At 63.2% G+C, this 20,749-nt stretch carries 20 protein-coding genes; 1 reads left to right on the top strand and 19 read right to left on the bottom strand.

Going from position 1 to position 20,749, the window contains the following annotated elements:
• Window positions 1-3: 3 nt before the first annotated feature.
• The 18 genes from PZ895_RS08815 to PZ895_RS08730 all read right to left on the bottom strand — a co-directional run bounded on the left by PZ895_RS08815 (window position 4) and on the right by PZ895_RS08730 (window position 19,173).
• A complete protein-coding gene (locus PZ895_RS08815; RefSeq protein ID WP_275838650.1) occupies window positions 4-1,533 on the bottom strand; it encodes an NADH-quinone oxidoreductase subunit M in 1,530 nt (509 codons plus the stop codon).
• Window positions 1,533-3,518 (bottom strand): NADH-quinone oxidoreductase subunit L, encoded by a 1,986-nt coding sequence (gene nuoL, locus PZ895_RS08810; protein WP_275838649.1) that lies wholly within the window; start codon window positions 3,516-3,518, stop codon window positions 1,533-1,535. Before nuoL ends, PZ895_RS08815 begins: the two co-directional genes overlap by 1 nt.
• 7 nt (window positions 3,519-3,525) lie before the next feature.
• Window positions 3,526-3,834, bottom strand: a complete 309-nt coding sequence (gene nuoK, locus PZ895_RS08805; RefSeq protein ID WP_275838648.1) for an NADH-quinone oxidoreductase subunit NuoK — start codon at window positions 3,832-3,834, stop codon at window positions 3,526-3,528.
• Complete coding sequence (locus PZ895_RS08800; protein WP_275838647.1) at window positions 3,834-4,454, bottom strand: NADH-quinone oxidoreductase subunit J; 621 nt, start codon at window positions 4,452-4,454, stop codon at window positions 3,834-3,836. Before PZ895_RS08800 ends, nuoK begins: the two co-directional genes overlap by 1 nt.
• A 116-nt stretch (window positions 4,455-4,570) precedes the next feature.
• Entirely contained in the window at window positions 4,571-5,062 is a 492-nt protein-coding gene (gene nuoI, locus PZ895_RS08795; RefSeq protein ID WP_275838646.1) for an NADH-quinone oxidoreductase subunit NuoI, read from the bottom strand.
• A 2-nt stretch (window positions 5,063-5,064) separates the two neighbouring features.
• Window positions 5,065-5,256, bottom strand: coding sequence for a hypothetical protein (locus PZ895_RS08790; RefSeq protein WP_275838645.1), 192 nt, complete (start codon window positions 5,254-5,256; stop codon window positions 5,065-5,067).
• Window positions 5,253-6,302, bottom strand: coding sequence for an NADH-quinone oxidoreductase subunit NuoH (nuoH, locus tag PZ895_RS08785; RefSeq protein WP_275838644.1), 1,050 nt, complete (start codon window positions 6,300-6,302; stop codon window positions 5,253-5,255). Before nuoH ends, PZ895_RS08790 begins: the two co-directional genes overlap by 4 nt.
• A 9-nt stretch (window positions 6,303-6,311) precedes the next feature.
• Entirely contained in the window at window positions 6,312-8,393 is a 2,082-nt protein-coding gene (nuoG, locus tag PZ895_RS08780; RefSeq protein WP_275838643.1) for an NADH-quinone oxidoreductase subunit NuoG, read from the bottom strand.
• A gap of 62 nt (window positions 8,394-8,455) precedes the next feature.
• Window positions 8,456-9,133: an NADH-ubiquinone dehydrogenase gene (locus tag PZ895_RS08775; RefSeq protein WP_275838642.1), complete on the bottom strand. Its 678-nt coding sequence runs from the start codon at window positions 9,131-9,133 to the stop codon at window positions 8,456-8,458.
• A gap of 34 nt (window positions 9,134-9,167) precedes the next feature.
• Window positions 9,168-9,827 (bottom strand): trypco2 family protein, encoded by a 660-nt coding sequence (locus PZ895_RS08770; protein WP_275838641.1) that lies wholly within the window; start codon window positions 9,825-9,827, stop codon window positions 9,168-9,170.
• 9 nt (window positions 9,828-9,836) lie between these two features.
• A complete protein-coding gene (gene nuoF, locus PZ895_RS08765; protein WP_275838640.1) occupies window positions 9,837-11,144 on the bottom strand; it encodes an NADH-quinone oxidoreductase subunit NuoF in 1,308 nt (435 codons plus the stop codon).
• Window positions 11,144-12,208, bottom strand: coding sequence for an NADH-quinone oxidoreductase subunit NuoE (gene nuoE, locus PZ895_RS08760; RefSeq protein WP_275838639.1), 1,065 nt, complete (start codon window positions 12,206-12,208; stop codon window positions 11,144-11,146). Before nuoE ends, nuoF begins: the two co-directional genes overlap by 1 nt.
• Window positions 12,209-13,399, bottom strand: coding sequence for an NADH-quinone oxidoreductase subunit D (locus PZ895_RS08755; protein ID WP_275838638.1), 1,191 nt, complete (start codon window positions 13,397-13,399; stop codon window positions 12,209-12,211).
• A gap of 46 nt (window positions 13,400-13,445) precedes the next feature.
• Entirely contained in the window at window positions 13,446-13,832 is a 387-nt protein-coding gene (locus PZ895_RS08750) for a four helix bundle protein (RefSeq protein ID WP_275838637.1), read from the bottom strand.
• 34 nt (window positions 13,833-13,866) lie between these two features.
• Entirely contained in the window at window positions 13,867-14,469 is a 603-nt protein-coding gene (locus PZ895_RS08745) for an NADH-quinone oxidoreductase subunit C (RefSeq protein ID WP_275838636.1), read from the bottom strand.
• A gap of 9 nt (window positions 14,470-14,478) precedes the next feature.
• Window positions 14,479-15,060 carry an NADH-quinone oxidoreductase subunit B gene (locus PZ895_RS08740; RefSeq protein WP_275838635.1) on the bottom strand — a complete coding sequence of 194 codons (582 nt, stop codon included), beginning with the start codon at window positions 15,058-15,060 and terminating at the stop codon, window positions 14,479-14,481.
• Complete coding sequence (locus PZ895_RS08735) at window positions 15,051-15,416, bottom strand: NADH-quinone oxidoreductase subunit A (RefSeq protein ID WP_275838634.1); 366 nt, start codon at window positions 15,414-15,416, stop codon at window positions 15,051-15,053. Before PZ895_RS08735 ends, PZ895_RS08740 begins: the two co-directional genes overlap by 10 nt.
• Window positions 15,417-15,744: 328 nt before the next feature.
• The gene (locus PZ895_RS08730; RefSeq protein WP_275838633.1) at window positions 15,745-19,173 is read right to left on the bottom strand and encodes an indolepyruvate ferredoxin oxidoreductase family protein; all 3,429 of its coding nucleotides are present in this window, start codon (window positions 19,171-19,173) and stop codon (window positions 15,745-15,747) included.
• Window positions 19,174-19,313: 140 nt separating this feature from the next.
• Between PZ895_RS08730 and PZ895_RS08725 the strand changes: the two genes are divergently transcribed.
• Window positions 19,314-19,772, top strand: coding sequence for an Lrp/AsnC family transcriptional regulator (locus PZ895_RS08725; protein WP_275838632.1), 459 nt, complete (start codon window positions 19,314-19,316; stop codon window positions 19,770-19,772).
• A gap of 25 nt (window positions 19,773-19,797) precedes the next feature.
• Here PZ895_RS08725 and PZ895_RS08720 read toward each other — a convergent pair whose 3' ends face one another.
• Window positions 19,798-20,694, bottom strand: coding sequence for a LysR substrate-binding domain-containing protein (locus PZ895_RS08720; RefSeq protein WP_275838631.1), 897 nt, complete (start codon window positions 20,692-20,694; stop codon window positions 19,798-19,800).
• Window positions 20,695-20,749: the final 55 nt, after the last annotated feature.

Genomic DNA, 20,749 nt, shown 5'->3' with positions numbered 1-20,749 from the left:
GCCTTACTGCTGCGCTGCGGTCTGGAAACCCGTCGATGCCGCGGCCTCGGCCGCCTGGATAGACAGGTTCACATTGTTGACGAGTGCATCCACCGAAGCCGCCGTCACGTCGAAGATCGGAGCCGGATAGACGCCGAAGAGGATGACGAGCGCGACCAGCGGATAGATGATCGCCTTCTCGCGTCCCGACAGGTCGAGCATCCCCTTGAGACTCTCCTTGGTCAGCGCACCGTAGATGACGCGGCGATAGAGCCAGAGCGCATAGGCCGCCGACAGAATGACGCCGAGCGTCGCTACGAGCGCCACCAGCGTATTGACCTGGAAGACGCCGAGCAGCGTCAGGAACTCGCCGACGAAACCGGAAGTGCCCGGCAGGCCGACATTCGCCATGGTCAGGATCAGGAAGACGACGGCATATTTCGGCATGTTGTTGACGAGGCCGCCATAGGCGGAAATCTCGCGCGTGTGCATCCGGTCATAGACGACGCCGACGCACAGGAACAGCGCACCCGAAACGAGGCCGTGGGAGAGCATCTGGAAGATGCCGCCCTGGATGCCTTCCGGGTTCATCGCGAAGATGCCCATCGTCACATAGCCCATATGGGCGACCGACGAATAGGCGATCAGCTTCTTGATGTCCTCCTGCATCAGCGCGACGAGCGAGGTGTAGACGATCGCGATCGCCGACAGCCAGAAGATCAGCGGCTGGAAATAGATCGACGCGTCGGTGAACATCGGCAGCGAGAAGCGCAGAAAGCCGTAGCCACCCATTTTCAGGAGAACGGCGGCGAGGATCACCGACCCGGCGGTCGGCGCCTCGACATGGGCATCAGGCAACCAGGTATGGACGGGCCACATCGGCATCTTCACCGCGAACGAGGCGAAGAAGGCGAGCCACAGCCATTGCTGCATCCCGACGGGGAAGTCGTGCGTCATCAGCGTCGGGATGTCGGTCGTTCCCGCTTCCCAGAACATCGCCATGATGGCGAGCATCATCAGGACCGAGCCGAGCAGCGTGTAGAGGAAGAACTTGAACGAGGCGTAGACCCGCCGCTTGCCGCCCCACACGCCGATGATGATGAACATCGGGATCAGCACGGCCTCGAAGAAGACGTAGAAGAGAACGAGATCGAGCGCGCAAAAGACACCGATCATCAGCGTTTCCAGGATCAGAAACGCGATCATGTATTCCTTGATGCGCTTCTCGATCGCCTGCCACGAAGCCAGGATGCAGATCGGCATCAGGAACGTCGTCAGGATGACGAACAGCATCGAAATGCCGTCGACGCCCAGATGGTAGGAAATGCCCGAATCCAGCCATTCCACCTTCTCGACCATCTGGAAGCCGGGATCGGCATTGTCGAAGCCGGTCCAGATGAAGATCGACAGGAGGAAGGTGAAGACCGTCGTCAAAAGGGCGACGTTGCGGATGTTGCGCCGCGCGGAATTCCCCTCGTCCCGGATCAGAAGAATCAGGAACGCGCCGACCAGCGGCAGGAAGGTGACCGTGGAAAGAATGGGCCAGTCGGTCATCAGAAGGAGCTCCCGAGCATCATCCACGTCACGAGCGCGGCGATGCCAATCATCATGGCGAAGGCGTAATGGTAGAGGTAGCCGGTCTGCAGCTTGACGACGCGCGCCGTCACATCCTGAACCCGCGCCGAAATGCCGTCAGGGCCGAGACCGTCGATCACCTTGCCGTCGCCGGTCTTCCAGAGAAAGCGGCCGAGGCGCATGGCCGGGCGCACGAACAGGAAGTCGTAAAGCTCGTCGAAATACCACTTGTTCAACAGGAACTGGTAGAGGCCGTGATGGCGGGCAGCGAGTTCGCGCGGCTTTTCGGGCGAGCGGATATAGAACTCGTAGGCCGTCAGGAAGCCGATGACCATGGCGAGGAAGGGCGACGCCTTCACCCAGAACGGAACTTCATGGAACTCGTGCAGGATGTGGTTTTCCTCCGCCATGAAGATCGCGCCCTTCCAGAAGGCGTCGTAATCATCGCCGACGAAGGAGCCGTAGAAGAGAACGCCCGCGAACAGCGCGCCGACTGCGAGAATGTAGAGCGGCACCAGCATGACCGGCGGCGATTCATGCACATGATGCATGACATCGGCGGTCGCGCGCGGCTTGCCGTGGAAGGTCATGAAGATCAGCCGCCAGGAATAGAAGCTGGTGAAGACCGCGGCGATGACGAGCAGTGCGAAGGCCGGGCCGGCGAATGCGTTGTGCGCGGCAAACGCGCCCTCGACGATTGCATCCTTGGAGAAGAAGCCGGCGGTGCCGATCATGGTGGCGGGAATGCCGACGCCCGTCAGCGCGATGGTGCCGATGATCATCATCCAGTAGGTACGGGGGATGAGACGGCGCAGACCGCCCATGCGGCGCATGTCCTGCTCGTCCGAGACGGCATGGATGACCGAACCCGAGCCGAGGAACAGAAGCGCCTTGAAGAAGGCGTGCGTGAAGAGGTGGAAGATCGCGGCGGCGTAAAAGCCGGTGCCGATCGCCACGAACATGTAGCCGAGCTGCGAACAGGTCGAATAGGCGATGACGCGCTTGATGTCGTTCTGCACCAGACCGACGGTCGCCGCAAAGAAGGCCGTGATCGCGCCGATGAAGGTGACGACGAGCAGCGCCGTGTGGCTCAGTTCGAAGATCGGCGACAGACGCGCCAGCATGAAGACGCCGGCGGTGACCATCGTCGCCGCATGGATCAGCGCGGAGACCGGCGTCGGGCCTTCCATCGCGTCCGGCAGCCAGGTGTGCAGCGGCACCTGCGCCGACTTGCCCATCGCGCCCATGAAGAGCAGCAGGCAGATGACAGTGACGGCAGCGGTCTGGTCGAGACCGAAGCCGAGGAAGCTCCAGACCGCCTCGCCCGCTTCCGCGCCTTCGGCCGGCGCCATCGTCGCGGCCGTCGCGAAGATGGTGTCGAAATTGACCGAGCCAAACAGGACGAAGACGCCGAAAATGCCGAGCGCGAAGCCGAAGTCGCCGACGCGGTTGACGACGAATGCCTTGATCGCGGCCGCATTCGCCGACGGCTTCTTGTACCAGAAGCCGATCAGGAGATAGGAGGCGAGGCCCACGCCCTCCCAGCCGAAGAACATCTGGACGAGGTTGTCCGACGTCACCAGCATCAACATGGCGAAGGTGAAGAGCGACAGATAGGCGAAGAAGCGCGGCCGATGCGGGTCGTGGTGCATGTAGCCGATCGAATAGATGTGGACGAGGGCCGACACCGTGTTCACGACGACGAGCATCACCGCCGTCAGCGTGTCGATCCGCAGCGCCCAGGCCGCGTCGAGCGAGCCGGACTGGATGAAGCGCAGCACCGGCACGGTGAAGCTTTCCGTGTCGCCGAGCGCGACCTGGAAGAAGGCGACCCAGGACAGAACCGCCGAGATCACCAGGAAACCGGACGTCACATATTCCGACGCCTTGGCGCCGATCGCGCGGCCGCCGAGGCCCGCGATCAGGAAACCGAGAAGCGGAAGAAAGACGATGGCGTGATACATGAGCCCCTCAGCCCTTCATCAGATTGACGTCTTCGACCGCGATCGAGCCGCGGTTGCGGAAGAAGACGACGAGAATTGCAAGACCGATGGCGGCTTCGGCAGCGGCCACGGTCAGGATTAACAGCGCGAACACCTGGCCGACCATGTCGCCCAGCGCCGCGGAGAAGGCCACGAAATTGATGTTGACGGCGAGCAGGATCAGCTCGACCGACATCAGGATGACGATGACGTTCTTGCGGTTCAGGAAGATGCCGAAGACGCCGAGCGTGAAGAGCAGCGCCGAGACGGTCAGATAATGCGCGATGCCGATTTCCATCAGAGCCCCCTGCCCGATTCGACCTTCTTGACCTCGATCGCGGTCTCGGGCGTGCGCCGGACCTGCGTGGCGATGTCCTGCCGCTTGACGCCCGGCTTGTGGTGCAGCGTCAGCACGATCGCGCCGATCATGGCGACGAGCAGGATCAGCCCGGCGATCTGGAAGAAGTAGATGTAGTCCGTATAGAGAATGTCGCCGAGCGCAGCCGTGTTGTGGCGCGTCGCGGGGTCGGGAATGGGCTGCGCGATCTCAGCGCCGATCTCGGGCGCAAACGCATAGCCGCCGGCGACGATGATCAGTTCTGCCGCCAGGATCAGCCCGACCAGGCCGCCGATCGGCGCATAGTGCAGCGCGCCGCGCTTCAAACTGGCGAAGTCGACGTCGAGCATCATGACGACGAACAGGAACAGGACCGCCACGGCGCCGACATAGACGATGAGCAGGATCATCGCCAGGAACTCGGCCCCGGTCAAAAGGAACAGCCCGGCCGCGTTGAAGAAGGTCAGGATCAGATAGAGCACGGAATGCACGGGATTGCGCGATGCAATCACCATGAATGCCGCGCCCACCATTATGAAGGCGAACACGTAGAAGAAGATCGCCTCTAGTCCTGTCAGCATGGGTTCCCCCGGATTTCATCGATGGCCGGGACCGGTCCCCGCCATTGGCGTTCGGCCTGCGCCCGAAGCCGCGTGTCTCTTAGACGGAAGGCGTGCTTCCGTCCACTCTCCAAGCCTCAGCGATAGGGCGAGTCGATCGCGATGTTGCGCGCCAGTTCGCGCTCCCACCGGTCGCCATTCGCCAGCAGCTTGTCCTTGTCGTAATAGAGTTCCTCGCGGGTCTCCGTCGCGAACTCGAAATTCGGCCCCTCGACGATGGCGTCGACCGGGCAGGCTTCCTGGCAAAAGCCGCAATAGATGCACTTCACCATGTCGATGTCGTAGCGCACGGTGCGGCGCGTGCCGTCATTGCGGCGCGGACCGGCTTCGATGGTGATGGCCTGCGCGGGGCAGATCGCCTCGCACAATTTGCAGGCTATGCAGCGCTCCTCGCCGTTGGGATAGCGGCGCAGCGCATGTTCGCCGCGAAAGCGCGCGCTGGTCGGGCCCTTCTCGAACGGATAGTTCAGCGTGCCCTTGGGGGCGAAGAACTGGCGCATCGACAGGAAAAAGGCGCGCACGAACTCCAGGAGGAGCAGCGATTTCGCGGCCTGGGCAAGAGCTGACATCTTCAGTCTCCGAACACGTACGGGGCTACGAAGTAGCCGATGACCGGGAGCAGCACCAACTGGGTGAACCCGGCAACATTGAGTGCGGTCTTCGTCTCGGCGAGATCGACGCGCGTGGCCAGAAGCCGCAGGAAGGCGAGATCGACGAGCGCGATCCCCAATCCCACCAGGCCTCCGATCAGCGCGATGCTCATGCCGCCATCGCTTCCCACAGCTTGAGGAAACTCGCGGTCGCGACCACCATGAAGAGCGAGATCGGCAGGAACACCTTCCAGCCGAGGCGCATCAACTGGTCGTACCGGTAGCGCGGCACGAACGCCTTCACCATGGCGAACATGAAGAAGACGAAGCAGACCTTGATCAGGAACCAGATGACGCCCGGAACCCAGGTGAAGGGCGCGAAGTCGAAGGGCGGCAGCCATCCACCGAGGAACAGGATGGTGGTCAGCGCGCACATCAGGACGATCGCGACATATTCGCCGAGGAAGAAGAGCAGGAAAGGCGTCGACGAATATTCGATCATGTGACCGGCAACGAGTTCCGATTCGGCTTCCACCAGATCGAAGGGCGGCCGGTTCGTCTCGGCCAGCGCCGAGATGAAGAAGATCACGAACATCGGGAACAGCACCAGCCAGTGCCAGTCGAGGAACGATCCCGGCAGGCCGAGCATGGTGCCGACGCCCGTCTGCTGCGCCAGAACGATTTGGGTCAGGTTGAGAGAGCCGACGAGAAGCAGGACGGTGACGATGACGAAGCCAATGGAAACTTCGTAGGATACCATCTGCGCCGCCGAGCGCAGCGCGCCGAGGAACGGATATTTCGAATTGGAGGCCCAACCGCCCATCAGCACACCGTAGACTTCGAGCGATGCGATGGCGAAGACGAACAGGATGCCGACATTGACGTCGGCGATGGCCCAGCCATTGGCGACCGGGATCACCGCCCAGGCGGAGATCGCCAGCACCGCCGTCACCAGCGGGGCGAGCAGGAACACGCCCTTGTTGGCGCCGGACGGAATGACCGGCTCCTTGAAGACGAACTTCAACAGATCGGCGAACGCCTGCAACAGCCCCCACGGGCCGACGACGTTCGGTCCGCGACGCAACTGCACCGCCGCCCAGATCTTGCGGTCGGCATAAAGAAGATAGGCGACGAGGATCAGCAGCGTGACGATCAGCACGACCGATTGCAGCAGAATCAGCAGGCCGGGTCCGACATAGGTGGAGAAAAAAGTGTCCATTGCCCTGCCCTATTCGGCTGCCTGCCTGAAACCGTCCCGCGCGAGCGCGGAGCACTCGGCCATCACGGCGGAGGCACGCGCGATCGGGTTGGTCAGGTAGAAATCCTTGATCGGCGACACGAAAGCCGCCTTGTCGAAATCGGCCTTGCCGCTCTTCAACGCCGCAATGTCCGCCACGTCGCCCGCCGCGATCTCGTCGATGGCGGCGAAATGCGGATACTCCGCATAAAGCGCGGCGCGAAGCTGCGGCAGCGAATCGTAAGGCAGCTTGTGACCGAGCACGTGCGACAGCGCGCGCAGGATCGCCCAGTCCTCGCGCGCGTCGCCCGGCGCGAAGCCGGCGCGGTTCGCCATCTGAACCCGGCCTTCCGTGTTGACGTAGGTGCCCGACTTTTCCGTATAGGTCGCGCCCGGCAGGATCACGTCGGCGCGGTGCGCGCCGGCGTCGCCATGGCTGCCGATATAGACGGTGAAGGCCGAGCCGAGGCCCGCCATGTCGAACTCGTCCGCTCCGAGCAGGAACGCCACGTCGAGCGCGCCCATCATGGAGGCCAGATCCTTGCCGCCCTCGCCCGGCACGAAGCCGAGATCGAGACCGCCGACGCGCGCGGCCGCATTGTGAAGCACGGCAAAACCGTTCCACTCGGCGCTTGCCGCGCCGACGGATGCCGCCAGTTCCGCGGCCAGCGCCAGCACCGCCGCGCCGTCGGCGCGCGCGAGCGCGCCCTGGCCGACGATGACCATCGGACGGGCCGCGTCTTTCAGCACCTTGGCGAAGTCGAGCTTGCCGGCGACCAGTTCGCGCAGCGTCTCTGCGCCGCCGCCGATGCGCTCGGCATCGTAGCGCAAATCGCCGATGTCGCCGACGACGCCGATCGGGAAGTTGCCCATGCGCCAGCGCTTGCGGATGCGGGCATTGAGAACGGAAGCCTCGAAGCGCGGATTGGCGCCGATGATCAAAAGCGCATCGGCATCCTCGATGCCCTCGATGGTCGGGTTGAAGACGTAGCTCGCGCGTCCATTGGCCGGATCGAGCTTGGCGCCATCCTGGCGGCAGTCGATATGGGCCGAGCCGAGCGCCGTCATCAGGCCCTTCAGCGCATACATTTCCTCGACGGTCGCAAGGTCGCCCGCAATCGCGCCGATCCGGTCGCCCGAGGTCTTGGCCACGGCATCCTTGATGGCGCCGAAGGCTTCGCCCCAGCTTGCCGCCGTCAGCTTGCCGTTGCGGCGCACATAGGGGCGGTCGAGGCGCTGCGTCCTGAGGCCGTCCCAGATGAAGCGGGTCTTGTCGGAGATCCACTCCTCGTTCACCTGCTCGTTGACGCGCGGCATGATCCGCATGACCTCGCGGCCGCGCGTGTCGACGCGGATGGCCGAGCCGACCGCGTCCATCACATCGATCGATTCGGTCTTCGAGAGTTCCCACGGACGGGCCTGGAAGGCATAGGGTCTGGAGGTCAGCGCGCCGACCGGGCAAAGGTCGATGACGTTGCCCTGCAATTCGGACGTCATGGCGTTTTCGAGATAGGTTGTGATCTCGGCGTCCTCGCCGCGGCCGATCAGGCCGAGCTCCGAGATTCCAGCCACTTCCGTCGTGAACCTCACGCAGCGCGTGCAGTGGATGCAGCGCGTCATGATCGTCTTGACCAGCGGACCGATATACTTGTCTTCGACCGCGCGCTTGTTCTCGTGATAGCGCGATGCGTCGACGCCGAAGGCCATCGCCTGATCCTGCAAATCGCATTCGCCGCCCTGGTCGCAGATCGGGCAGTCGAGCGGGTGGTTGATGAGCAGGAATTCCATCACGCCTTCGCGCGCCTTGCGCACCATCGGCGTGTTGGTGAAGATTTCGGGCGCCTCGCCGTTCGGGCCGGGGCGAAGGTCGCGCACGCCCATGGCGCAGGAGGCAGCCGGCTTGGGCGGTCCACCCTTCACCTCGACGAGGCACATGCGGCAATTGCCGGCGATCGACAGGCGTTCGTGGAAACAGAAGCGCGGCACTTCCGCGCCCGCTTCCTCCGCCGCCTGAAGCAGCGTGTAGTGATCGGGAACCTCGATCTCTTTGCCGTCTACCTTGAGCTTCGCCATCTTGCCTCTAACCCCGGCGGCATCAGCCGCCCATCCGTTCCGTCCTTGTCGGCCGGGACATTTCAGGACCGCTTGCGGCCCGCACCCTTTGAACCGGAGTTGGGCCCGGATGCAAGGCTCTTCGCTTGCTCCACCCAACCGTCACGGTCGATTCGGCCGCCAAAACCCAATTGCTCGTCCAGCCACGCGATCTCCGCATCCACCAGCGCCGCGACCTGGCCATAGGTCCAGATGCCGAACCCGTTCAGCACCTGCTCCAGCTTCGGGCCGACGCCCGAAATCGCCTTCAGATTGTCCGGCCGAGCAGGCTTTGCCTTCCGCGCCGGCGCGCGCATCGCGCTTTCGGTCCCCTTCTTCACATCGTCGAGCAGTGCCTCGGCCGCCTTTGCCGATACGACCGTCGCGTCGAGCGCAATCTTCTCGACATCGGCCTCGACGGTTCGCGCCAGGCTTGCCACCTCCTCGGCCGCATTGACCGAAACCAGCTTCAGGCGCGGTCCCGGCGCGGTCTTTTCTTCCGCTTCGGTCTCCGCCAACATGCGCCGGGAAACCTCCGTCGCACCGGCCATCGCCCCCATCCAGAGGCCGAAGGCGTGGCTGGCCATGCCGAAGCCGATGGCGGATGCCGCCGCCATGCCGGCAACGGGATGCGCCATCAGGTTCGCCATGCCGGCGAACGGATCGGTCGCAACCGATTGGCCCAACTTGGCGAAGTCCTCCGACGGGTTCTTTTCGGCCATTGTCCTGTCAAACCTAAAAGGTATACGGTCGGCGCTATTGCTGGCGTGGTGATACATCAAGAGTTTGGCTTGGCAACTCTACCTGAAGCGGCGTGGTTGCGAATTCAGCCAGGTCCGCTTGGGGATTTGCTTGTTCTATAACGTCGAGCCAAGCTCGGTAGGTATCTGCATTCAGCACCACGCCCTCGTTTGCGATACCCAAAGCTTCCGCATTGATGGCAGTTGGTACTCCCAAGCGGATTGGACTTGCAGCACCTAGCTCGTTCAGCCGAGCGAAACTAGCAGAGTCCAACAGCACCGTTGGTTTGGCAGGATCAAAGGAGGAAAACTGAATACCTTCCGTACCCGACGTCGATGGAATCAGCTTTATGCTGATCTTCTGAGTTTTCTGGTCACTAATGTTGACGCCCCCTGCCCCACCAAAACCCAGAAAATTCGCTTCCAGCTTACCACCCGCATCCCGGCTAAGCGTGAATTGAAGTTCGAGATGCGTTTCGCCAAGATCAAATACGGCTTGCCCCCCTCCGCCTATCAGATTCGAAGGCGCATTTGCAGCAGATGTCACATCATTAACAACGGCTCGGATTAATGCATCCAATCCAATTGTACCTTGATCAATATCTTGGGCAGATACATTGTTCATGGTGCTTAACAGTATTAATACTGTGGCGGTTTTAGTGAGCAAGACGTTCATTTCGTCCTCCTACTCCGCAGCGACCAGCGCCGGCGCGGCGCGGTGGCTGTTGCGCGTGAATTCGTCGATACGGCGCTCGATCTCGGGTCGGAAGTGCCGGATCAGACCCTGGATCGGCCACGCGGCCGCGTCGCCCAGCGCGCAGATCGTGTGGCCTTCCACCTGCTTGGTCACGTCGAGCAGCATGTCGATCTCGCGCTTCTGCGCCTCGCCGCGCACCAGACGCTCCATCACGCGCCACATCCAGCCGGTGCCCTCGCGGCACGGCGTACACTGGCCGCAGCTTTCATGCTTGTAGAAATAGGAGAGCCGCGCGATCGCCTTCACGATGTCGGTCGACTTGTCCATCACGATGACCGCCGCCGTGCCGAGGCCCGACTTCAGGTCGCGCAGGGAATCGAAATCCATCGGCGTGTCGATGATCTGCTCGGCCGGCACCAGCGGGACCGACGAGCCGCCTGGAATCACAGCCAGCAGATTGTCCCAGCCGCCGCGAATGCCGCCGCAATGGCGGTCGATCAATTCGCGGAACGGGATCGACATCTCTTCTTCGACCGTGCAGGGCGTGTTGACGTGGCCGGAGACGCAGAAAAGCTTGGTGCCGACATTGTTCGGACGGCCGAAGCCCGCGAACCAGCCCGCGCCACGGCGCAGGATCGTCGGCGCGACCGCGATCGATTCGACATTGTTGACCGTCGTCGGGCAGCCATAGAGGCCGACATTGGCCGGGAATGGCGGCTTCAGGCGCGGCTGGCCCTTCTTGCCTTCGAGGCTTTCCAGCAGCGCCGTTTCCTCGCCGCAAATATAGGCGCCCGCGCCGTGATGAACGAAAACGTCGAAATCCCAGCCGTTCTTGTTGTTCTTGCCCAGCAACCCGGCATCATAGGCTTCGTCGATGGCGCGCTGAAGCGCCTCGCGCTCGCGAATGAACTCGCCGCGCACATAGATATAGGCCGTATGCGCGCCCATCGCGAAACCGGCGATCAGGCAGCCCTCGACCAGCGTGTGCGGATCGTGGCGCAGGATTTCGCGGTCCTTGCAGGTGCCCGGTTCGGATTCGTCGGCATTGACGACGAGATAGTGCGGACGCTCGTCCGATGCCGCCTTCGGCATGAACGACCATTTCAATCCGGTCGGGAAACCGGCGCCGCCACGTCCGCGCAGGCCCGAATCCTTCATCTCCTGGACGATCCAGTCACGCCCCTTGGCGATGAGCCCGGCCGTGCCGTCCCAATGGCCGCGCGCCATCGCGCCTTTCAGCGACTGGTCGAAGCGGCCATAGATGTTGGTGAAGATGCGGTCCTTGTCCTGAAGCATCACTTCGCTCCGCCTTCATCGTCGGTTTTCGGCTTCTTCGCGCGCGCGGGCTTCTTCACCTCGGCCGTGCCTTCGGGCGAGGGCTTGCCCCGCTCGGCCGCCTTTTCGGACTTCCGGCGCCGGCCGGCGGGGCCGATCGGCCCGCCCTCCATGTCTTCCGGCGCGCGATAGTCGGCGGGCGTCCCGTCCTTCTTGTGGGGATGCTCGCGTGCCGTCACCTCGCCCTCGACGGAGGGCTCCGCCAGATCGGCGGCGGCCTCGTCCTCTTTCGGCGCCTCGACGCTCGCAGCCTTCTCGGCGGCCGGTTCTGCCTTGACCGGCGATGGCGACTTGATCGACGGATCGGTCTCCGGCGCGGCGGTCTTCGGCTTGGCGGCCTGGGACGGGGCGACTTCCGGCTGGTCGCCGCCAGCCTTTTTCGGCTCCGCCTTGCGGTTCGCCTTCAGCACTGCCTTCTCGTCGGTCAGCGAGGTCAGGCCGCTTTCGGGCGCGGAAAAGACCCGGTCGATCTGCGGCCCCGTCGGAACGGCATCGCCCCTACCCGCGTCGAACTCGTCGATGATCTCGGCCAGACGCTCGGGCGTCAGATCCTCATAGGCATCCTTGAAGATCATGACCATCGGCGCGTTGACGCACGCACCCTGACATTCGACCTCTTCCCAGGACAGCGTGCCGGTCTCGTTCAGATGGAACTGGTCGTGATGGATCTTCGAGCGGCACACATCCATCAGCGCCTCGGAGCCGCGCAACATGCACGGCGTCGTGCCGCAGACCTGAATGTGCGCCTTGGTGCCGACCGGCTTCAACTGAAACTGCGTGTAGAAGGTCGCGACTTCGAGCACGCGGATCAGCGGCATGTCGAGCATTTGCGCGACATGCTCGATCGCCGCCCGCGTCACCCATCCATCCTGCTCCTGCGCGCGCATCAAAAGCGGAATGACCGCCGACTGCTCACGCCCGGCGGGGTATTTCCGGATGGTCTGTTCGGCCCAGGCCACATTCTCGCCTGCGAAAGCGAAGCTGGCGGGCTGGAATTCTGGTTCTGCGAGACGGCGTACGGACATTTAGCGGTCGACCTCACCAAACACGATGTCGAGGGAGCCGAGAACGGCGGAGACGTCGGCCAGGAGATGGCCGCGGCAGAGGAAATCCATCGCCTGAAGATGCGCGAAACCGGGCGCGCGCAGCTTGCAACGATAGGGCTTGTTGGTGCCGTCGGCGACGAGATAGACGCCGAACTCGCCCTTCGGCGCCTCGACGGCGGCATAGACCTCGCCGGCCGGCACGCGGTAGCCTTCGGTGTAGAGCTTGAAGTGGTGGATCAGCGCTTCCATCGAACGCTTCATCGCCTGCCGCTTCGGCGGCACGATCTTGCCGTCCGTCGACGAAACGGGACCGACCTTCTCGGCACCCAGCAGAAGATCGACGCACTGGCGGATGATCTTCGCCGACTGGCGCATCTCTTCCATGCGGATCAGATAGCGGTCGAAACAGTCGCCGTTCTTGCCGATGGGCACGTCGAAATCCATTTCGGCGTAGCATTCATAGGGCTGCGACTTGCGCAGATCCCATGCCGCGCCAGACCCGCGCACCATGACGCCCGAAAAGCCCCAGGCCCAGGCATCCTCGAGCGAAACCACGCCGATATCGACGTTGCGCTGCTTGAAGATGCGGTTGCCGGTCAGAAGATCGTCGAGATCGTCCATCATCTTCAGGAACGGATCGATCCATTTGCCGATATCCTCGACAAGCTGGTCCGGCAGGTCCTGATGGACGCCGCCGGGGCGGAAATAGGCCGCGTGCATCCGGCTGCCCGAGGCGCGCTCGTAGAAAACGCACAGCTTCTCGCGTTCCTCGAACCCCCAGAGCGGCGGCGTCAGCGCGCCGACGTCGAGCGCCTGCGTCGTCACATTCAAGATGTGCGACATCACCCGGCCGATCTCGGAATAAAGCACGCGGATGATCTGGCCGCGCTTCGGAACCTCGATGCCGAGCAGCCGCTCGACCGCCAGCGCGAAGGCGTGCTCCTGGTTCATCGGCGCGCAATAGTCGAGCCGGTCGAAATAGGGCACGGCCTGGAGATAGGTCTTGTGTTCGATCAGCTTTTCGGTGCCGCGATGAAGCAGCCCGATATGCGGATCGACACGATCCACGACCTCGCCGTCGAGTTCCAGCACGAGGCGCAGAACGCCATGCGCCGCCGGATGCTGCGGTCCGAAATTGATGTTGAAGTTGCGGACGGAATGCTCGGTCATCGGCGTTTGCTCTTCGGCAGTCGGCAGTCGGCAATCGGCAATCGCATTAAGCCTGACCTCCGGTCGGACGGATCGAACGCATCAATCCGCGCAACATTTTTCCTACGGTTTCGGCTCGCTCAAGCAAGGGCGCTGATCTTTCCTGAGGCACCAGACCAACCTTGGCAGCCAGCAAGACGTGTGTTTCCAGTTCCTTCAGCGACCCCTGCGCAGTCTTCAGAAATTGCACATAGTTGCCCGTACTATCGCGTCCATAACCTTCCGCGATGTTGGCCGGAATCGACGCTCCTGCTCGGCGAATCTGAGCGGTCATCCCAAACATTTCATCACGAGGAAAGGATGTCGTCATTCGGTAGCAGTCTGCCGCCAGTTCCATTGCCTCATTCCATACCCGAAGATCTCGATACGAGCGAATTTCGTTCTCGTCTGTCATCCGACTGCCGATTGCCGAGTGCCGACCTGCCGCATCACTGCTTCGCCTTCTCATCGCCCGGCAGCACGTAATCAGTGCCTTCCCACGGCGAGAGGAAGTCGAAGTTGCGGAATTCCTGCTTCAGTTCGACGGGCTCGTAGACCACGCGCTTGACCTCGTCGTCGTAACGAACCTCGACGAAGCCGGTCAGCGGGAAGTCCTTCCTCAAGGGATGTCCCTCGAAACCGTAGTCGGTCAGGATGCGGCGCAGGTCCGGGTGGCCGGTGAACAGCACGCCGTAGAGATCGTAGGTCTCGCGCTCGAACCAGTCGGCGCCGGGGAAGACCTCCGTTGCCGAGGGGATCGGATTGTCCTCGTCGGTTCTCACCTTCAGGCGGATACGCTGGTTCGTATAGGGCGAGAGCAGGTGGTAGACGACGTCGAAGCGTTTCTCGCGCGCTGGATAGTCGGCGCCACAGATGTCGATGATCGACACGAAACGGCACTGCACGTCGTTCTTCAGGAATTCGAGCACATCGATCAGGTCGGCGGGCTCGACATGGACCGTCAGATCGCCGAAGGCGACGATGGCGTCCTGAACCTGCGCATCCAGCCGCTCCGTTATATAGGCGGCGAGGTCTTTGAGAGCTTCGCTCATTCGTCTGTCCTAGCGCTCGATCGTGCCGGTGCGGCGGATCTTCTTTTGCAGGAGAAGAATGCCGTAGAGCAGCGCTTCGGCCGAAGGCGGGCAGCCCGGCACGTAGATGTCGACCGGCACGATACGGTCGCAGCCGCGCACCACAGAATAGGAATAATGGTAATAGCCGCCGCCATTGGCGCACGATCCCATCGAGATGACGTAGCGCGGTTCGGGCATCTGGTCGTAGACCTTGCGCAAAGCGGGCGCCATCTTGTTGGTCAGCGTGCCGGCGACGATCATGATGTCGGACTGGCGCGGCGATGCGCGCGGCGCGACGCCGAACCGCTCCGAATCGTAGCGCGGCATGGAGGTGTGGATCATCTCCACGGCGCAGCAGGCCAGGCCGAAGGTCATGAACATCAGCGAGCCGGAGCGCGCCCAGGTGATCAGCGCCTCTGACGAGGTGACCAGAAAGCCCTTGTCGTCCAGTTCTTCCTTGACGTTGAGGAAGAACGGATCGTCCGAGCCGATCGGATTGCCCGTGCGCGGGTCGACGAGACCCTTGGGCTGCGGCGCGACGAGCGTCTGGGAGTTATCGATCAATCCCATTCCAGCGCTCCCTTTTTCCATTCGTAGATGAAGCCGACCGTCAGGACGCCCAGGAAGATCATCATCGACCAGAAGCCGAGCATCCCGATCTCGCCGAACGAGACCGCCCAGGGGAAGAGGAAGGCGACTTCGAGATCGAAGATGATGAACAGGATGGCGACGAGATAGAAGCGGATGTCGAACTTCATGCGCGCGTCGTCGAAGGCGTTGAAGCCGCACTCATAGGCCGACAGTTTTTCCGGGTCCGGGTTGCGATAGGCGACGAGGAACGGCGCCGCGATCAGCGCCAGACCGACGATCAGCGCCACACCCATGAAGATCACGATGGGCAGATAGGACGCGAGCACTTCGTTCATGAACCGACTTCCCGTTGAACGTCGATCCCTGATTATAGCGGGGTGGCGCCAGGAGAAGTAGCGCGACACTTTCGCCAGCCTGAAACGGGATCGGCAATGGGCCTTGTTGCAACGCGGCGAGGGTTAGCGCAGCGACCCGGAGGACGCAAGCCTAACCTTGGGGGCCAGTCACAAATCGTGAGGATGCGCGGGATGGCGGTGCGTCCTTCGAGGCTCGCCCGCCACAAATGCGCTCTTCTCTTCTACCGCCGGCAGGCTCGCACACCTTGAAATGGGAGGCACACATCTCGGCGGGCGAGCCTCGAAGGACGCACGACGCCGCACACGATCAAAGCCCCGCCAGCACCCCATCCAGCTTCGGCCGAACCTCCGCCACCGCCTTGTCCTTCACCGGACCGAAGCCGCGAATCTGCATCGGCAGGGCCATCGCGGCGGCAATCGCGTCCTGAGTCTGCGGGGAAAGCCGCGCCAGCGCCTCCTCGATCTTCGCCTCATACCAGACGATCAGATCCCGCTCCATGCGCCGCTCGGCGGTGTAGCCGAAGGGATCGAACGGCGTGCCACGCAGGCGCTTCATGCGCGCCAGAACATGGAACGGCTTCCTGATCCACGGCCCGAATGTGCGCTTCAAGGGCCGTCCCCGTGCATCTTTCTCCCCGCCCATCATCGGCGGCGCGAGGTGATGAACGAACTTCCAGTCGCCCTCGAATTCGGCCGCGAGCTTTTCCTTCAGCCCCGTCTGCGTATGCAGCCGCGCCACTTCGTATTCGTCCTTGTAGGCCATCAGCTTGAACAGCGAACGCGCCACGGCTTCCGTCAGTTTTTGAGAGCCGAGACCGGACTCCGCCGCCTGCACGCGGTCGACGAACGCACGGTAGCGCCGCGCATAGTCTGCGTCCTGATAGTCGGTCAAAAACGCCTCGCGGCGCGTGACGATCTGGTCCAGCGTTTCGCCCGAAACTGGCTTCGGCTTGAACAGGCCGGCAATCGCTTCAGGCTTCGCTGCCGCCAGCCGGCCGATCAGAAAGGCGCGATGGTTCTCCTCGATCGCGACGCCGTTGAGTTCGATCGCCTGCCGCAACGCCTCATGGCCAACCGGCACCAGTCCGAGTTGCCAGGCAAAACCGAGCATCATGACATTGGCGAACACGGTGTCGCCCATCAGCTTTTCCGACAGCGCATTGGCGTCGACCGCCGTCAGCGCCCCCTCGCCCACCACCCCCGAAATCGCCTCCAGCCGCCGGTCGACGGCAAGATCTGCGTCGCGCTTGCGCACAATGTCGCCGGTCGGCATCTTCGCCAGGTTCACCGCCGCCTTCATGCCCGCGCGATAGGTCGCGGATGCCTTCGGCGACGACGAGACCACGATGTCGCAGCCGATCAGCGCGTCGGCCGCTCCGCCGTCGATCCGCACCTGATGGATCGCCTGAGGGCTCGACGCAAGCCTGACGAAGGACAGCACCGGCCCGAATTTCTGCGCAAAGCCGGTGAAGTCGAGCACGGTCGCGCCCTTCGCCTCCAGATGCGCCGCCATGGTGACGAGTTGCCCGACCGTCACCACGCCCGTTCCGCCGACGCCGGTGATGAGCAGATCGAAGGGCTTTTCCAGCGCCGGGATTTCAGGTGCCGGGATATCCGCGGCAAGCGCCGCCAGGTCGAACTCGACGCCGCTCTTCTTCCTGCGCGTCGCGCCCTCCACGGTCACGAAGCTCGGGCAGAAACCGTTGAGGCACGAGAAATCCTTGTTGCAGGACGACTGGTTGATGCGCCTCTTGGTGCCGAACTCCGTTTCCAGCGGTTCGACCGACAGGCAGTTCGATTCGACCGAGCAGTCGCCGCAGCCCTCGCAGACGAGCTCGTTGATGACGACGAACCTCTTCGGGTCTTCCATCGTGCCGCGCTTGCGCCGCCGCCGCTTCTCGGTCGCGCAGGTCTGTTCGTAGATCAGCACCGACACGCCCTTCACGTCACGCAGTTCGCGCTGCACGGCGTCCATTTCGCGGCGATGATGCAGCGTTGTTCCGGCGGGGAAGTCCTGCATCGAGAACTTGTCGGGATCGTCCGAGACGAGCGCGATGCGCTCCACGCCTTCCGCCCGCACCTCGGCCGCGATTGCGTGGACCGAGATCGGCCCGTCCACCGGCTGGCCGCCGGTCATCGCCACCGCGTCGTTGAACAGGATCTTGTAGGTGATGTTGGCCTTCGCCGCGATCGCCTGCCGGATCGCCATCGAGCCTGAATGGTAATAGGTGCCCTCGCCCAGATTCTGGAACACATGGCCCTTGCCGGTGAAGAGCGAGGACGCCGCCCAGTTCACCCCCTCGCCGCCCATCTGGATCAGCGAACTCGTCTCGCGATCCATCCAGGACGCCATGAAATGACAGCCGATACCGGCCAACGCCTGCGAGCCATCCGGCACCTTGGTCGAGGTATTGTGCGGGCAGCCCGAGCAGAAATAGGGCGTGCGCGTCGCGCCTTCGACAGCCAGCGAAATGCGCGGCGCATTCTCGATCCGCCGCGCCCGCTCCATAAATCCATGTCCCGGAAAAATCCCGTCGAGCCGCTTCGCGACGATCGGCACGAGTTGGCGCGGCGACAGTTCGCCCGTCCATGGCACCAGCCGCTCGCCCGCCTCGTCGCGCTTGCCGACCATCCGCCTCGGCTTGTCGCCCGGCCAGTCGTAGAAATATTCCTTGAACTGGCTTTCGATGATGCCGCGCTTTTCCTCGATGACGAGCACTTCCTCCTTGCCGCGCACGAAGTCGAGCGCATCGCGGCGCGCCAGCGGCCACACCATGCCGACCTTGTAGATGTCGATACCGAGCGCGCGGCACTCTGCCTCCCCGATGCCGAGCAGCCGCAGCGCCTCCATCAAATCGAGATGGCCCTTGCCGGTCGTCACGATGCCGAACCTGGCGTCGCGCACCTCATAGATGTGCCTGTCGATCGGATTGGCCTCGGCGAAGGCGAACACCGCCTGCTTCTTCGCCTCCATCCGCTCCTCGATCTGCGGTCCGGGCAGGTCCGGCCAGCGATAGTGGAGCCCGCCGGGCGGCGGGGTGAAGTCCGGCGCCTGGAACTGCCGGTCCGCCTTCAGCTCGAACGAGGCGCCCGATTCGACCGTCTCCGAAATCGCCTTGAAGCCGACCCACATGCCCGAATAGCGCGACAGCGCGTAGCCATATTCGCCGAACTCCAGATATTCGGCCACGCTCGCCGGGTTCAGCGTCGGCATGAACCACGCCATGAAGGCGACGTCCGACTGGTGCGGCATGGAGGACGAGACGCAGCCATGGTCGTCGCCGGCGATCACCAGCACGCCGCCATGGGGCGAAGAGCCATAGGCATTGCCGTGCTTCAGCGCATCGCCCGAACGGTCGACGCCCGGCCCCTTGCCGTACCACATGCCGAAGACGCCATCGACTTCGCGCTTCGGGTTGGTCTCGACCTGCTGCGATCCCAGCACAGCCGTTGCCGCCAGATCCTCGTTCACCGCCGGCAGGAATTCGATCCGGGCATCCTTCAGCTTCCTGCCGATCCGCCACAATTCGAGATCGAGCCCCCCAAGCGGCGAGCCGCGATAGCCGGAAATGAACCCACCGGTTTTCCTTCCGGCATCGCGATCCCTCCGTGATTGATCGAGCGCGATCCGCACCAGCGCCTGTGTGCCCGTCATGAAGACGCGGCCTCGCTCCATCTCGTAGCGATCCTTGAGCTGGTAGCGGGCGAGTTTGCGGATGGGCGCGTGCGCAGTCATGGCTGATCTCCCGATGTGGCTGGCGACAGGATACGCCCGATCGGGTGAAAGAGCTTGCCGTTTTCGAGGCCAAAAGCCATAGATGCGCGAACATCTACCGCTCAATGGCTCTTTTTCGGTCAATTCATTCGGATATTGCGATGCAACTGGAAGAACAGGACTGCCGCCTGCTTTCGATCCTGCAAGAAAACGGCCGCATCTCCAACCAGGAACTTGCCGACCAGACCGGCATGTCGGCCTCCGCCTGCTGGCGCCGTGTCCGCGCGCTGGAAGATTCCGGGATCATCAGCGATTACCGCGCCGTGCTCGACCCTGGCAAAGCTGGCCTCAAGTTCCACGCCATGGTTCACGTCACGCTCACCCGCCACGAGCAAGGCCATGTCGACACCTTCATCGCCGAAGTCCAGCGCCGGCCCGAAGTGCTCGACTGTTTCTCGACCACCGGCGAAGCCGACTATCACCTGCGCGTCCTCTGCGCCGATCTCGACGCCTACAACGCCTTCCTCGAAGGTTTCCTCTTCCGGCTGCCGGGCATTGCGAACGTGCGCACCAATCTGGTGCTGAAAAGCATCAAGCACACGACACGGCTGGCGGTTTGAAGGCTTCGGCCGCCAGAAACACGTGTCAGAATTTCCCCGTCTCGCGGAAACTCTCGAACGTCGCGCGGATGTGGTCCGCCGCCGCCTTGACCGGCGCCGAGGCGTCCGGCGCGACGATCATCGCCAGATTGTAGGTCGGCAGAAGTGGCAGCCCTTCCTCCGGCCCGAGCGCCACGATCTCCTCGCCAATGAAGGATTTGGGCAGCGGCGCCACCGCCAGGTCGGACAGGATCGCCGAACGCTGGCCCGCCGTGTGTGCGCTCATATAGGCGATGCGGTATTCGCGGCCCGCCCTGCCCAGCGCTTCCAGCGCCGCCGCGCGCCACGCGCACCCCTCTTCCCATATCGACAGCGGCAGCGGCTCGCGCATATGGGCGCAGCCGCCCTTCGCGCCGCCCCAGACGATCGGCTCGGTCAGCAGAACCTCGGCCTCCGCCGGAATCGAACGGCAGACGGTGAAGAGCGTGATGTCGAGCCCGCCATCGGCCATCCGACGCTTCAGATTGCCCGACTGGTCGATGACGACGTCGACGGCGATCGCCGGATGCGTCTGCGCGAAGCGCTTGAGCACATGCGGCAGCACGCGCTCGCCGTAATCGTCGGGCGAGCCGAGCCGCACCACGCCGGAAATGTCGGGAATGATGAATTTCGACACCGCCTCGCGGTTGAGCGCGATCAGCCGCCGCGCATAGCCGATCAGCATCTCGCCGTCATTGGTCAGCGTCACGGACCTTGCATCGCGCGAGAATACCGACCGCCCCAGAATTTCTTCCAGCTTCTTGATCTGCATCGAAACCGCCGACGGCGTGCGGAACACCGCGTTGGCCGCGGCGGTGAAGCTGCCTGTCTCGGCGATGGCGACGAAGGTGCGCAACACGTCCAGATCGAGCAGCGGCATGGGGTGGTTGAGCGGGGCGTTCATGATCAACATTCCTGAATGATGGGATCATTTCATTTCGATTGATTGAATATCGGGA

The sequence above is a fragment of the Mesorhizobium sp. YIM 152430 genome, assembly GCF_029210365.1.
Taxonomy (GTDB): Bacteria; Pseudomonadota; Alphaproteobacteria; order Rhizobiales; family Rhizobiaceae; genus Aliihoeflea.
The sequence above is the reverse complement of the archived record's forward strand: the minus strand, read 5'-3'. Positions and strand labels throughout refer to the sequence as shown.

Bases quoted from the DNA above. Each gene is read 5' to 3' on its own strand.
- PZ895_RS08745 (WP_275838636.1), bottom strand. From the start codon at position 14,469: ATGAGCGAAGCTCTCAAAGACCTCGCCGCCTATATAACGGAGCGGCTG.
- PZ895_RS08740 (WP_275838635.1), bottom strand. From the start codon at position 15,060: ATGGGATTGATCGATAACTCCCAGACGCTCGTCGCGCCGCAGCCCAAG.
- nuoH (WP_275838644.1), bottom strand. From the start codon at position 6,302: ATGGACACTTTTTTCTCCACCTATGTCGGACCCGGCCTGCTGATTCTG.
- nuoK (WP_275838648.1), bottom strand. From the start codon at position 3,834: ATGGAAATCGGCATCGCGCATTATCTGACCGTCTCGGCGCTGCTCTTC.
- nuoI (WP_275838646.1), bottom strand. From the start codon at position 5,062: ATGTCAGCTCTTGCCCAGGCCGCGAAATCGCTGCTCCTCCTGGAGTTC.
- PZ895_RS08730 (WP_275838633.1), bottom strand. From the start codon at position 19,173: ATGACTGCGCACGCGCCCATCCGCAAACTCGCCCGCTACCAGCTCAAG.
- PZ895_RS08720 (WP_275838631.1), bottom strand. From the start codon at position 20,694: ATGAACGCCCCGCTCAACCACCCCATGCCGCTGCTCGATCTGGACGTG.
- PZ895_RS08750 (WP_275838637.1), bottom strand. From the start codon at position 13,832: ATGACAGACGAGAACGAAATTCGCTCGTATCGAGATCTTCGGGTATGG.
- nuoF (WP_275838640.1), bottom strand. From the start codon at position 11,144: ATGCTTCAGGACAAGGACCGCATCTTCACCAACATCTATGGCCGCTTC.
- PZ895_RS08775 (WP_275838642.1), bottom strand. From the start codon at position 9,133: ATGGCCGAAAAGAACCCGTCGGAGGACTTCGCCAAGTTGGGCCAATCG.
- PZ895_RS08725 (WP_275838632.1), top strand. From the start codon at position 19,314: ATGCAACTGGAAGAACAGGACTGCCGCCTGCTTTCGATCCTGCAAGAA.
- nuoG (WP_275838643.1), bottom strand. From the start codon at position 8,393: ATGGCGAAGCTCAAGGTAGACGGCAAAGAGATCGAGGTTCCCGATCAC.
- PZ895_RS08815 (WP_275838650.1), bottom strand. From the start codon at position 1,533: ATGACCGACTGGCCCATTCTTTCCACGGTCACCTTCCTGCCGCTGGTC.
- PZ895_RS08735 (WP_275838634.1), bottom strand. From the start codon at position 15,416: ATGAACGAAGTGCTCGCGTCCTATCTGCCCATCGTGATCTTCATGGGT.
- PZ895_RS08800 (WP_275838647.1), bottom strand. From the start codon at position 4,454: ATGCTGACAGGACTAGAGGCGATCTTCTTCTACGTGTTCGCCTTCATA.
- nuoE (WP_275838639.1), bottom strand. From the start codon at position 12,208: ATGTCCGTACGCCGTCTCGCAGAACCAGAATTCCAGCCCGCCAGCTTC.
- PZ895_RS08790 (WP_275838645.1), bottom strand. From the start codon at position 5,256: ATGAGCATCGCGCTGATCGGAGGCCTGGTGGGATTGGGGATCGCGCTC.
- PZ895_RS08755 (WP_275838638.1), bottom strand. From the start codon at position 13,399: ATGACCGAGCATTCCGTCCGCAACTTCAACATCAATTTCGGACCGCAG.
- PZ895_RS08770 (WP_275838641.1), bottom strand. From the start codon at position 9,827: ATGAACGTCTTGCTCACTAAAACCGCCACAGTATTAATACTGTTAAGC.
- nuoL (WP_275838649.1), bottom strand. From the start codon at position 3,518: ATGTATCACGCCATCGTCTTTCTTCCGCTTCTCGGTTTCCTGATCGCG.